Origin of the sequence: Lederbergia galactosidilytica (assembly GCF_017873565.1) — a bacterium.
GTDB lineage: Bacteria > Bacillota > Bacilli > Bacillales > Bacillaceae_C > Lederbergia > Lederbergia galactosidilytica.
On sequence record NZ_JAGGKH010000017.1, the window covers coordinates 17050 to 29418 of the forward strand.

Annotated in this window: 14 protein-coding genes; 13 read left to right on the top strand and 1 reads right to left on the bottom strand. The window is 38.4% G+C overall.

What is annotated here, in order from left to right; all coding sequences use genetic code 11:
* Positions 1–311: 311 nt before the first annotated feature.
* Entirely contained in the window at positions 312–659 is a 348-nt protein-coding gene (locus J2Z23_RS16550) for a winged helix-turn-helix transcriptional regulator (RefSeq protein WP_057987032.1), read from the bottom strand.
* A gap of 358 nt (positions 660–1017) precedes the next feature.
* Here J2Z23_RS16550 and J2Z23_RS16555 point away from each other — a divergent pair, with 358 nt between their 5' ends.
* The 13 genes from J2Z23_RS16555 to J2Z23_RS16615 all read left to right on the top strand — a co-directional run bounded on the left by J2Z23_RS16555 (position 1018) and on the right by J2Z23_RS16615 (position 12355).
* The gene (locus J2Z23_RS16555; protein WP_057987034.1) at positions 1018–2076 is read left to right on the top strand and encodes an LLM class flavin-dependent oxidoreductase; all 1059 of its coding nucleotides are present in this window, start codon (positions 1018–1020) and stop codon (positions 2074–2076) included.
* 13 nt (positions 2077–2089) lie between these two features.
* Positions 2090–2656, top strand: coding sequence for an NADPH-dependent FMN reductase (locus J2Z23_RS16560; protein ID WP_057987036.1), 567 nt, complete (start codon positions 2090–2092; stop codon positions 2654–2656).
* A 225-nt stretch (positions 2657–2881) separates the two neighbouring features.
* The gene (locus J2Z23_RS16565) at positions 2882–3112 is read left to right on the top strand and encodes a hypothetical protein (protein WP_064467845.1); all 231 of its coding nucleotides are present in this window, start codon (positions 2882–2884) and stop codon (positions 3110–3112) included.
* A 372-nt stretch (positions 3113–3484) separates the two neighbouring features.
* Positions 3485–3787 carry an urease subunit gamma gene (locus tag J2Z23_RS16570; protein ID WP_057987040.1) on the top strand — a complete coding sequence of 101 codons (303 nt, stop codon included), beginning with the start codon at positions 3485–3487 and terminating at the stop codon, positions 3785–3787.
* A gap of 22 nt (positions 3788–3809) precedes the next feature.
* Positions 3810–4130: an urease subunit beta gene (locus J2Z23_RS16575; protein ID WP_057987042.1), complete on the top strand. Its 321-nt coding sequence runs from the start codon at positions 3810–3812 to the stop codon at positions 4128–4130.
* Positions 4130–5842, top strand: a complete 1713-nt coding sequence (ureC, locus tag J2Z23_RS16580; RefSeq protein WP_057987045.1) for an urease subunit alpha — start codon at positions 4130–4132, stop codon at positions 5840–5842. The genes J2Z23_RS16575 and ureC overlap by 1 nt, the downstream gene beginning before the upstream one ends.
* A 9-nt stretch (positions 5843–5851) precedes the next feature.
* Entirely contained in the window at positions 5852–6307 is a 456-nt protein-coding gene (ureE, locus tag J2Z23_RS16585; protein ID WP_057987048.1) for an urease accessory protein UreE, read from the top strand.
* On the top strand, positions 6294–6983 hold the full coding sequence (locus J2Z23_RS16590; RefSeq protein ID WP_082881266.1) for an urease accessory UreF family protein: 690 nt from the start codon (positions 6294–6296) through the stop codon (positions 6981–6983). The genes ureE and J2Z23_RS16590 overlap by 14 nt, the downstream gene beginning before the upstream one ends.
* Before the next feature lie 197 nt (positions 6984–7180).
* On the top strand, positions 7181–7801 hold the full coding sequence (ureG, locus tag J2Z23_RS16595; protein WP_057987051.1) for an urease accessory protein UreG: 621 nt from the start codon (positions 7181–7183) through the stop codon (positions 7799–7801).
* On the top strand, positions 7794–8618 hold the full coding sequence (locus J2Z23_RS16600) for an urease accessory protein UreD (RefSeq protein WP_057993862.1): 825 nt from the start codon (positions 7794–7796) through the stop codon (positions 8616–8618). The genes ureG and J2Z23_RS16600 overlap by 8 nt, the downstream gene beginning before the upstream one ends.
* 226 nt (positions 8619–8844) lie before the next feature.
* Positions 8845–10467 carry an ABC transporter substrate-binding protein gene (locus tag J2Z23_RS16605; protein ID WP_209974613.1) on the top strand — a complete coding sequence of 541 codons (1623 nt, stop codon included), beginning with the start codon at positions 8845–8847 and terminating at the stop codon, positions 10465–10467.
* A gap of 74 nt (positions 10468–10541) precedes the next feature.
* On the top strand, positions 10542–11513 hold the full coding sequence (locus tag J2Z23_RS16610; RefSeq protein WP_064467848.1) for an ABC transporter permease: 972 nt from the start codon (positions 10542–10544) through the stop codon (positions 11511–11513).
* The gene (locus J2Z23_RS16615; protein WP_246516953.1) at positions 11510–12355 is read left to right on the top strand and encodes an ABC transporter permease; all 846 of its coding nucleotides are present in this window, start codon (positions 11510–11512) and stop codon (positions 12353–12355) included. Before J2Z23_RS16610 ends, J2Z23_RS16615 begins: the two co-directional genes overlap by 4 nt.
* The last annotated feature ends 14 nt before the right edge of the window (positions 12356–12369 follow it).

Consider the following 12369-nt stretch of genomic DNA (forward strand, 5'->3'; position numbering starts at 1 on the left):
CGCAGAAAAAGGGATATCCAATACGTCATTCTTCTTGGCGCTTGGGTATCCCTTTTTGTTTGTTGAAATGAGGCGGTACATAATTAAAATGTTAAGCGTCAAAGATGAACGGTGCATTATCATAGCGATGTAAATTTCCGGAGGGGGTATTGTACTTAGTAGTTCGGTTTTTCTTTGGTGTAAAAAACTTTTGTCCCAGTCTCAAATTAACATTTCAAAAATACGTTATTTGATTTTCATGTTTTAATTATGATCGTATTGGTGGTATGTGGTCGGTCTTTAAATGATCGAATTCCCTGCTATGTCTCATCTTATGAACTTTGCTGATCGGCTTTTCTCTGCTTATGCTGTGTATGGTTTGTTCCCCATTCATGCATAGCTTCTAAAATAGGTTCTAAACTTCTTCCATATTCTGTTACAGAATATTCAACTTTGGGAGGAACTTGGGGATACACAACACGTTCCACAATATCTTCCTCTTCTAGTTCGCGCAATTGTTTTGTTAGCATTTTTTGGGTGATTCCTGGCATACTACGTTTAAGTTCACTAAAACGTTTGGTGCCTTCCTGCAATAAATACAGCAAAATAATCGGTTTCCATTTCCCTACTAAGATACTAAGAGCATCTTCGACACGGCATTCTTCAGGCACTTTTCCCATATTATCTCCTCCTAAGTATCATTTTGTATACTATGTACCTTGAAAGTGCGTACTTATTTAATTTGACATTATCGACTACAATAGCATAGGAAGGATAAAATGAAAAGACCTAATATTATCTTTATTATGAAGAGGAAATGGAATAGAGGATTTGAGTATGGCTAATACAATAGGCTTCATTTCCTAGTAATGAGTCGAAGGTTAGCAAAGTATGTCAAAAAATTGCGCCGGACAATACATACTAGAGGAGATGATCGCTGTTCTCTATTTGCTAGAATGACTGATCCATATCTAAATGAGCGCAGATCAGTCAAATCCTACTAATAATCATAATTATAGTTCCAGAGGTGAAAAATAAATGGAAACATATCGCATTGACCCTAAAAAAGGTTTAGAGTTTGGTATTTATACATTAGGGGATCACTTGCCAAATCCCTTAACAGGGGAGAGGGTTTCAGCTAGTGAACGAGTTCATGAAATTATTGAATATGCAAAATTAGCTGAACAGGCAGGGCTCGACTTTTTTAGTGTAGGAGAAAGTCATCAAGAGTATTTTGCAACTCAAGCGCACACTGTTATGTTGGCAAGTATTGCCCAAGCGACAGATAAAATAAAAATTGGAAGTTCTTCTACAATTATCAGTACTTCGGATCCGGTCCGAGTCTATGAAGATTTTGCCACAATTGACCTAATCTCAAACGGACGTGCTGAAATTATTGCAGGTCGAGCATCTAGAGTAGGTTTATTTGATCTACTCGGTTACAATCTCCGCGATTATGAAGAATTATTTGAGGAAAAGTTCGAGTTATTAAGAAAGATAAATGAAGAGGAAATCGTCAATTGGAGCGGGGAATTTCGTCCTCCATTGAAAAATGCAAAAATTCTTCCGCGTCCGAAAAATGGTATATTACCGATTTGGCGGGCAGTCGGAGGATCGCCTGCAAGTGCAATTAAAGCTGGTTATGCAGGTGTGCCAATGTTTATGGCTCATTTAGGAGGACCAGCAGTTATTTTCAAACGAACGGTTGATGCTTATCGTGAAGCAGCTAAACAAAATGGCTTTGATCCATCTGAATTACCTGTTGCAACGGCTGGCTTCTTCTATGCTGCTGAAACGTCCCAACAGGCTCTAAAAGAATATTATCCTCATATTAACGAGGGGATGAAGCTCACAAATGGACAGGGCTTTTCAAAACAACTATTTGCGCAAGGGGTCGATCCGCATAATATTATGAACATCGGAAGTCCTCAACAAATTATTGAAAAAATCCTTTATCAGCATGAAGTGTTTGGCCATCAAAGATATATCGCGCAAATGGATTTCGGGGGAGTACCCTTTGATAAAGTACAGAAAAATATAGAAATCATTGGAACAGAAATTCTTCCAGCTATTAGGAAATATACAGCAAAAAAATAAAGAGGTGTAAAACGTGAAAATTGTTGGACTATCCGGATCAAAAGTGGGGTCAAAAACAAGAACTGCAATGGATTACACAATGACAATGCTCCGAGAAAGATACCCGAATTCGGATACGGTTGTGATAGATTTAGCAGAGTATGAAGTAGAGTTTAGTGATGGACGAAATTATTTAGAATATGAGGGAGATACCAAGTATGTCGCTCAAACGATTATGGAAGCAGATGCTATTATTATTGGAACCCCCATCTTTCAGGCGTCGATTCCCGCGACATTAAAAAACATTTTTGACTTACTGCCGATAAGTGCTTTTAGAGACAAAGTGGTAAGTATCTTGGTTACGGCAGGTTCAGCTAAGCACTATTTAATACCTGAGCAACAGTTAAAACCAATATTGTCTTACATGAAAGCACAAATTGTTCAAACCTATGTTTTTATTGAGGAAAAGGATTTCTACCGTAAAGAAATTATTAATGATGATGTTATTTTACGGATTGAACGCTTAGTAGAAGATACTCTCGTTTTAACAGAAACCTATATGAAAATTCGAGAAGCGAAAGAAGCGGAATACGGATTTTGAACTAATTTTATACTCTTCACAAGACAGGACATTTTGTTTAAAAAGTGTCCTGTTTGCTTTGCTCCCTATTGGAGAGTTTGATAGGAAATGCGTTAAACTTGATTTCCCCCCGGTGTTATGTAGAATAGAGTAGAAAATGATTCTTGCAAATCAGACTTGATCATTGGCTAGGAGCAATTCAGCAACAAAGTCGAAGATGAATCGATTTCCTCGGAAGCATTGCATATGGTGGAAGGGGGCACAGAAAATAATGCTGTTATACAAATCGATTTGAACAATTCTCATCAACTTACCCATGATTTAGGCTCAGATAGCAAGATATCATCATTTTATAATACTCAATTCGTCTTGGTTGATCTACCAGATGTAAATGAAATACTTTCCTCTATTCGTCGTTCAGGAGAACCTCTTTCTCAACTCATAATGGAACGACACACACACTTGATCAAACCCTAAGAATAAAAATTATATTTATCTAGGCAACAGGTAGTCGCTTTTTTCGTTAGGAATAAGGTTTATTAGTGCTTTATTTTGTTACTGGTTTCACAAAACAAGAAAGGAGTGAGGACAGCGAACGTATAAAATTCTCATTATAACAACTGAATAAAGGGAGGGAAAGAGTCGAAAAAATCAAACAATTCAATAACCTAAGTCAAAAACAATTCTATTTGTTACCCTTTTCACAAAGGCTGTATGAGATTTTTGATTGCATTTATGGAAAGTGGCGAGCTACTTATTTTCTTTCTGAACTAATTCACTATTAAACGTTTCAAATATTAAGAAAAAGGACATGTTTGTATATATGTACTGATTAAGGAGGATTTATACATGCAATTACTGCCGCGTGAAATAGACAAGCTATTAATTGTAGTGGCTGCTGATCTTGCGAAGAGAAGAAAACAAAGAGGACTAAAGTTGAATCATCCTGAAGCTATGGCTTTAATCACATATGAAGTCATGGAAGGGGCAAGAGATGGAAAGTCAGTTGCAGAATTAATGGAATATGGTGCAACCATTCTAACAAGAGATGATGTTATGGAAGGAATTCCTGAAATGATTGAAGATATTCAAGTGGAAGTTACTTTCCCAGATGGAACAAAGCTTGTTACTGTACATGACCCAATACGCTAATGTGAGAGGAGTGAAATAATCGATGATTCCAGGAGAATATATTTTAAAAGAAGAAGAAATCATCTGTAATGCTGGGCGAGAAAGCTCAAAGGTTACGGTTATTAATACGGGAGATCGCCCCGTACAAATCGGTTCACATTTTCATTTTTATGAGGTAAATGAGGCGATGAAATTTAACCGTAAAGAGGCATACGGGAAGCGACTGAACATTCCAGCAGGTGCTGCAGTACGATTCGAACCAGGTGATGAAAAAGAAGTAGAATTAATTGATTATGCTGGAGAGAGAAAAGTATTTGGCTTTAATAATAAAGTGGACGGTCCATTAGAAAGTGGGGAAGCGTAATGAGTTTTAAAATGTCTAGAGAACAATATGCGCAGATGTATGGCCCAACGACTGGTGATTCCATTCGCTTGGCGGATACTAATTTATTTATTCAAATCGAGAAAGACTTTACTACCTACGGAGAAGAAGTTGTATTTGGTGGAGGGAAGGTCATTCGGGATGGCATGGGACAACATCCGTTAGCCACACGTGGAGATGGAGTACCTGATACGATTATTACAAATGTCATTGTTTTGGATTATACCGGTATTTATAAAGCCGATATTGGGATCCGTGATGGGAAGATTTCTGGAATTGGGAAAAGTGGAAACCCGTTAATTATGGATAATGTCGATATTGTCATTGGTGCATCTACTGAGGTAATCGCTGGAGAAGGAAAAATTGTGACAGCAGGTGGGATTGATACCCATGTCCATTTTATTAACCCTGCTCAAGTAGAGGTTGCTTTAACGGCCGGTACAACTACGTTAATCGGTGGGGGAACAGGCCCGGGAGCTGGATCTAGGGCTACAACTGTTTCTCCTGGAGAATGGAATATTCATCGAATGCTTAAAGCGATTGAAGGTCTCCCTATTAATGTAGGTCTAACCGGAAAAGGACATGCTGCGACAGAAGAGCCGTTAGCCGAACAAGTACGTGCTGGGGCAATTGGATTGAAGGTACATGAAGACTGGGGGGCCACGACTTCCTCATTAGATTATTCCCTTCGCGTGGCTGATAAATATGATGTTCAGGTTGCTCTTCATGCAGATACATTGAATGAAGGAGGATTTATGGAAAACACGATGAAAGCTGTGAAAGATCGTGTAATCCATATGTATCATACGGAAGGAGCTGGCGGAGGGCATGCTCCTGACTTAATCAAATCAGCCGGGATGATGAATGTATTGCCATCCTCTACCAATCCAACTATGCCTTATACAGTCAATACGATTGATGAACATCTAGATATGTTAATGGTTTGTCACCACTTAAATCCGTCTGTTCCTGAAGATATTGCTTTTGCTGATTCAAGAATTCGGAGAGAAACGATCGCGGCAGAGGATATATTGCAAGATATGGGTGTCTTTAGTATGACAAGTTCAGATGCCCAAGCAATGGGACGCGTGGGAGAAGTAGCCCTTAGAACTTGGCAAACAGCAGATAAAATGAAAAAGCAATTAGGTATTATGAAAGGGGATAAGGAGTACGCAGATAATAATCGGGCTAAACGATATATTGCTAAATATACGATTAATCCAGCGATAACTCATGGGATTTCTGAGTATGTTGGCTCAATTGAGGTTGGAAAAATTGCTGATCTCGTTCTATGGGATCCTAAATTTTTCGGAGCAAAGCCAGAAATGATCTTAAAAAATGGTCTAGCTGTCCAAAGCTTAATGGGAGATGCAAATGCCTCCATCCCTACACCACAGCCGATGATTTATCGTCCCATGTATGCTTCTGTAGGAAAAGCCCTTCCTAGTAGCTCGATTACTTTTATTTCACAAGCGGCTTATGACGATAAAGTTCATGAAAAACTAGGTTTAGAGAAGATCATCCTACCTGTACGAGGAATTCGGACCTTAACGAAAAAAGATATGAAATTAAATACGGAGACACCTGAAATTGAGGTCGATCCGCAAACATATGAAGTAAAAATAAACGGAGAGCTTATTACATGTGATCCTGTTGATGAAGTACCAATGGGTCAACGTTATTTCTTATTTTGAGGTGAAAAAATGATCATTGAAAAAGTGATAACAAATCTTGATGCTTTAGGACAGGATGAAATTAAACGACGTCATATGGAAAAGGTGTATTTAGAAAGCGCCCATTTAGTGAAAAGAATTCAGCGGGTCAAAACAGACCATGGTCGAGAATTGGGAATTCGTTTAACTGAACCACGTGATTTGGAAGCTGGGGATGTGTTGTATATGGATGATCAAAATATGATTGTCATCGATGTTCTTTCTGATGATTTATTAATTATTCGTCCCCGCTCCATTAATGAAATGGGAAATATTGCTCATCAATTAGGTAATCGTCATCTCCCCGCACAGTTTGAAGGCGATGAAATGCTTGTCCAATACGATTATCTTGTAGAAGAATTATTAGAAGAATTAAGGATACCTTTTACGCGTGAAGAAAGAAAAGTAAAACAGGCATTTCGCCATATTGGGCATAGTCATGAATAACGCCTTAACATTGTTTCAATTATGTGATTCAAATTTCCCTACAGGGGCTTTCAGCCATTCATTTGGCCTTGAGAGTTATATTCAAAAAGGGACTGTTCATAATGCAGATACCTTTTCTGAATGGCTTCAAGTCTATTTACATGAACAGCTTGTTTATTCCGATGGACTCGCTGCTGCCCTTGTATATGATGCTTTGGAGCAAGATGATTTAGAAACGGTATGGAAATTTGATCGTTTACTAACTGTGCAAAACCTTGCTAGGGAAACGCGGGAAGGCACCCAACGTATTGGGGAAAGATTATTAAAAATCACTGAAACTTTGTATGAAGCACCAATTTTGGCGATCTATCTAGATCGAATTAAAAAGAAACAATCATATGGCCATCCTGCCCTTGTATTTATCATGGTAGGCCATTTCTTACGCGTAGATAAGGACACTATTCTTTTATATTATTTGTATTCTACTATCGCCAGTCTTGTTCAAAATGCAGTCCGAGCCATCCCGCTCGGACAAACAACCGGACAAAAAATTATTTACAACTTTCAAACAGAGTTAACCGAAGCAGTAAGGGTGATCCACAATCTAAGAGAAGAAGATTTTGGGGTTGTCTCCCCTGGATTAGAATTATCGCAAATGCAACATGAAAGAGTGAATATTAGAATCTTTATGTCATAGGGAATGTTCAAAAGTCTGATAAAGGGACACTGTGGGTATAAATCTTCGCCTAAGTACGAACATAACTTGTCGCTACGATGCGTAAGTCGTTCCCAAGCTTTCGACGTATTGGGCGTACCTTGAGCCGACTTGAGGCTTTTTATCCTTCATTTTGAACATGCAAAGAAAATTTTAAATAGAAAAAGGATGTGTAATAGATGAACACAATTAAAATTGGGATAGGTGGACCTGTTGGTGCAGGAAAAACAATGTTAGTTGAAAAATTAACTCGCCATTTACATGATGAAATTAGTATGGCAGTCATTACAAACGATATTTATACAAAGGAAGATGCTAAGTTTTTAGTTAAAAATGGCATTTTACCAGAAGATCGAATTATTGGAGTGGAAACAGGCGGTTGCCCGCATACGGCGATTCGAGAAGATGCTTCAATGAACTTTGCTGCAATTGAGGAATTAGAAGAGAAACATCCTGATGTTGAACTTATTTTTGTTGAAAGTGGTGGAGATAATTTAGCGGCTACCTTCAGTCCTGAGTTGGTGGATTTCTCTATCTATATTATTGATGTGGCCCAGGGGGAGAAAATTCCCCGCAAAGGTGGACAGGGAATGATCAAGTCGGATCTGTTCATTATAAATAAGACAGATTTAGCCCCTTATGTAGGAGCGAGTCTTGAAGTAATGGAATCTGATACAAAAGTATTTCGTGGGGATAAACCATTTGTATTCACAAACTTAAAAGACAATCAGGGTCTTGATCAAGTGATAGACTGGATAAAAAAAGATGTTCTATTAAAGGACTTAGAACAAAATGGCTGATTGGACGGGAATCCTTCAGCTTGATGTGGAAAATCGTCAAGGAAAATCCGTTACAAAAAACTTGTATTTTCAAGGGGCGTTTAAAATTATGCGTCCCGTCTATCATCAACAATCTAAGCACCCATGTTACTATATTTTAAATCCAGGTGGCGGTTATTTAAATGGGGATACTTATCGAATGGAGGTATCGGTTCAAGAGGAAGCGAAAGCCACTCTTACGACTCAATCTGCTACCAAAATATATAAAACACCGAGTAAACATGCTTATCAAGAAACAGAAATTCATCTTAAACAAGGTAGTTATCTAGAGTATTTGCCTGACCCGTTAATCGCTTATAAAGATGCTTGCTATGTACAGAAAAATATTGTGCGTATGGAAAAAGGAGCCGAATTTTTATATACGGATATATTAACGCCAGGCTGGTCACCAGAAGGAAAACACTTTAGCTACGAATCACTTCGTCTGATCAATGAAATATATCTAAATGATGAGATTGTCGTTTTTGATCACCTTCACCTATCTCCGAGAAATAAGGCGATGAATGGGCTGGGACATATGGAAGGCTACACACATTTAGGTTCCTTAATTGCCATAAGTGAGAAAGTGAATGATGCTTTCATAGAAACTTTATATAATACGCTCGAACAAATGGAGGGGAATTTTAAAATTGGCATTTCGCGACTTGCTACAGAAGGATTGTCCATTCGGATAATGGCCAACTCTACCCAATTAATTGAACGTATTTTTACAGCATGTCATCATACAATCAGTATGGAATGGTTTCAAACCAAACCAAGTTTCCTAAGAAAATACTAAATTGAAATATAGAAGATAGCAGAAAGAGGAAGGGTGGCAAATAATCCTGAGCTGAAGAAGGGAGGAAATTCCCTTCGTAGGTTCAGGTTTATTTAATGCAGCACTAGAGACAGCAACAAGATAATTATTTATAGTTTTCATTGATTGACTCATTACGTGCTAATTTGAAGAAACTAGCGTACTACTACTTTAATAAAAATATATATCTTTATAGGGAGGGGACTAGATGAGAAAGATTGTAGTAATAAAGTTTTTATCATTGTGCTTTTTTCTTATTCTATTAACGGCTTGTGGTCACTCGGCTGAACCAAGTTCGGCTCAAGAAAAATCAACTGGTCAGGATGTAAAGGATGAATTAACTTTAGCCATTGGTGGAGAACCTGATGAAGGGTTCGATCCAACAACAGGTTGGGGCCGTTATGGTTCCCCACTTTTTCAGAGCACATTGCTCACTTTTGATCAAGATTTTGAAATTCGGAATGATTTAGCTGTGAGATATGAAGTTAGCGAAGATGGATTAGAATGGAAGGTAAATATTCGTAATGATGTGAAGTTCTCTGATGGAGAACCATTAACAGCCAAAGATGTTGTCTTTACATTTAACACTGCGAAATCAAGTGCCTCGATTATTGACCTGACAAATCTAGAAAAAGTTGAAGCTTTAGATGATCAATCGATTAGATTTACGCTAAAACACCCTCAATCTACTTTTATCTATTTATTAGCTTCCATGGGAATTGTACCTGAACATGCTTACACAGATTCATATAATGAAAATCCAATTGGCTCAGGACCATTTGAATTAGTTCAATGGAATAAAGGGGAGCAACTAATTGTCCAAGCAAATCCATACTATTATGGCAAACAGCCATTCTTTAAAAAACTTAACTTTGTCTTTTTATCAGAAGATGCTGCATTTGCTGCTGCTAAAGCAGGTGAAGTAGATGTCGCAGCTGTTACATCAGTATTTGCCAAAGAAGATATTACGGGAATGCATTTGGTGGAATTAGAGAGCGCTGATAATCGCGGGATCATGCTTCCGTATGTACATGAAAGGAAATTAGAGGATGGTACATTAATTGGAAATAATGTGACTGCCGACCAGGCAATTAGAAAAGCGCTAAATATTGCCGTGGATCGGCAAGAATTAGTCGATGGCATTTTAGAAGGATATGGAACGCCTGCTTATTCTGTTGCCGATCAATTACCATGGTGGAACCCTGATACAGTGTTTGAAGATGGTAGGATGGATGCTGCGAAAGAGATGTTAGAAAAAGCTGGTTGGAAGATAGGGAAAGAAGGTATTAGGGAAAAAAATGGTTTGAAGGCGGAACTTACCTTACTTTACCCTGCCGGAGATCAAATGCGGCAATCTTTGTCATTAGCATTTGCTGATATGGTGCGTCCATTGGGAATTTCAATTAAAACAGAAGATAAGAGTTGGAATGACTTAGAAAGACTTATGCATGCCAATCCCGTGATGATGGGATGGGGAAGTCATGATCCATTAGAAATGTATTATATATATAGCGGTGATACAAGGGGCGAAGGTTTTTATAATGCCAATTATTACAAGAATCCAGTTGTGGATGAATATTTAAATAAGGCGATAAAAGCGAATGACCAAGATGAGGCAAAGGCATTCTGGCAAAAAGCTCAATGGGATGGAAAAACAGGATTCTCTGTTGAAGGAGATGCCCCTTGGGTGTGGTTAGTCAATCTTAAACATTTATATTTTGTTCGCAATGGATTAGAAATTGGAGAGCAAAAAATACAGCCACATGGTCATGGATGGCCAGTGACCGACTTTATTGAAGAATGGTATTGGAAAGATGAAGAGGATGTTTAAAAAGGGTTATGGAACATTACTTTTTTACATGCACATAAAGAAAATAGGAGGAATGACTTATTAAACAAGTAGTTATGTTTAGCCTTCGTCATATTATTAAATTAATAACCTTGTTAATAGCAACTTGTTCATTATCATTTCTCCTTGTTAGTTATTCACCTATTGATCCAGTACAGACATATGTTGGGGCCGATATGATCCGTGTCAGCCCTGAGCAAAGAGAAAATATTGCAGCGTATTGGGGATTAAATAATTCGCGAACCGAGCAATTTCTTAGTTGGACGAAAGCTGTTTTACATGGCAATCTCGGTACCTCCTTAATATATCGTGCCCCGGTCTTAAGCGTTATTGCCGAACGCTTCGTTGCTTCTTTGGCCTTAATGGGAGTCGCTTGGATTTTGTCAGGCATTATTGGTTTTATTTTGGGCATTATAGCGGGGATGCGAGAGGGGACGATTTGGGATCGATTGATTAAAGGATATTGTTTCCTACTGGCTTCTACTCCTGCTTTTTGGTTAGGATTATTACTTTTAATTGTATTCTCAGTATGGTTAGGTTGGTTTCCAGTTGGGCTTGCATCTCCTGCTGGGGTTTTAGCGGAAAATGTATCTTTGGTTGAACGGTTACGACATTTATTTTTACCGGCTTTAACCTTGAGTATTTTAGGGGTAGCAAATGTAGCTTTGCATACAAGGCAAAAATTAGTCGAAGTTTTGCATAGTGAGTTCATCCGTTTTGCCAAAGCAAAAGGTGAACGAGGTTTCCATTTACTTTATAGACATGGCTTGCGCAATATTTCACTTCCAGCGGTCTCCTTGCATTTTGCCTCCTTTGGCGAACTTTTTGGTGGAGCTATTTTAGCGGAACAAGTTTTTTCATTTCCGGGGCTCGGCCAGGCAATTGTCCAAGCTGGCTTAGGGGGAGATGTTCCACTGCTTTTAGGAATTGTCATGTTTAGTACACTTTTTGTTTTCACTGGCAATTTACTGGCAGATTTATTGTACCGATTCATTGATCCCCGGTTAAGAAGGAGGGGAGGATGGTGAATGCGCGTATTTTCATCTCGAAAACAAAAAATATAAGAAGAAGGATCGTTCTTACAATCTGTATCGCAACTATCTTCCTGGTAGGCATAGTGATAAGTAGCTTTTTCATTGAATCTAGCAAACTAGGGGTAAATCTAACTTTAAAGAATAAGCCACCTTCGTGGGGGGATCTTTTTGGAACTGATTGGTTAGGAAGAGATATGTTTGCTAGGACGTTAAAGGGACTGTCTTTAAGTTTTGGTGTAGGACTGTTGGCTGCATTTGTCAGTACTCTGATTGCCTTAATATTTAGTTTGCTTGCTTCAATTGATCGAAGAGTGGATGCGGTAGTGTCATGGTTCATTGATCTATTTCTAAGTGTACCGCATATTGTCACTTTGATCTTGATTTCCTTTGCAATGGGAGGCGGATTTAAAGGCGTGGTTCTTGGATTAGCACTCACCCATTGGCCTAGTTTAACAAGAGTGTTAAGAGCAGAGGTCATGCAAATTAAAGCTACAGATTATGTAGCTGTTTCTTTAAAATTGGGCCAATCGCGATTATGGATCGCTATCCATCATATACTGCCACATATACTGCCACAGCTTTTTGTCGGCTTTGTTTTATTATTCCCTCACGCAATTTTACACGAAGCTGCAATTACGTTTTTGGGTTTTGGATTATCTTCTGAAACACCAGCTATTGGTATTATCTTATCAGAATCTATGGGGTACCTTTCGACAGGTATGTGGTGGTTAGCCTTTTTTCCAGGGATCTCTTTATTAATAATGGTTGGACTTTTTGATGTGATCGGTAGAAATATTCGGAAATGGAATAATCCTTTCCATAGCAATGGTTTTTAAGGAGAGGTGAGAAA

What these genes read in the sequence shown, in the direction of transcription:
- J2Z23_RS16555 (WP_057987034.1), top strand. Translation starts at nt 1,018, where the DNA reads ATGGAAACATATCGCATTGACCCTAAAAAAGGTTTAGAGTTTGGTATT.
- J2Z23_RS16610 (WP_064467848.1), top strand. Translation starts at nt 10,542, where the DNA reads ATGTTTAGCCTTCGTCATATTATTAAATTAATAACCTTGTTAATAGCA.
- J2Z23_RS16550 (WP_057987032.1), bottom strand. Translation starts at nt 659, where the DNA reads ATGGGAAAAGTGCCTGAAGAATGCCGTGTCGAAGATGCTCTTAGTATC.
- ureE (WP_057987048.1), top strand. Translation starts at nt 5,852, where the DNA reads ATGATCATTGAAAAAGTGATAACAAATCTTGATGCTTTAGGACAGGAT.
- J2Z23_RS16600 (WP_057993862.1), top strand. Translation starts at nt 7,794, where the DNA reads ATGGCTGATTGGACGGGAATCCTTCAGCTTGATGTGGAAAATCGTCAA.
- J2Z23_RS16575 (WP_057987042.1), top strand. Translation starts at nt 3,810, where the DNA reads ATGATTCCAGGAGAATATATTTTAAAAGAAGAAGAAATCATCTGTAAT.
- ureG (WP_057987051.1), top strand. Translation starts at nt 7,181, where the DNA reads ATGAACACAATTAAAATTGGGATAGGTGGACCTGTTGGTGCAGGAAAA.
- J2Z23_RS16605 (WP_209974613.1), top strand. Translation starts at nt 8,845, where the DNA reads ATGAGAAAGATTGTAGTAATAAAGTTTTTATCATTGTGCTTTTTTCTT.
- ureC (WP_057987045.1), top strand. Translation starts at nt 4,130, where the DNA reads ATGAGTTTTAAAATGTCTAGAGAACAATATGCGCAGATGTATGGCCCA.
- J2Z23_RS16565 (WP_064467845.1), top strand. Translation starts at nt 2,882, where the DNA reads ATGGTGGAAGGGGGCACAGAAAATAATGCTGTTATACAAATCGATTTG.
- J2Z23_RS16570 (WP_057987040.1), top strand. Translation starts at nt 3,485, where the DNA reads ATGCAATTACTGCCGCGTGAAATAGACAAGCTATTAATTGTAGTGGCT.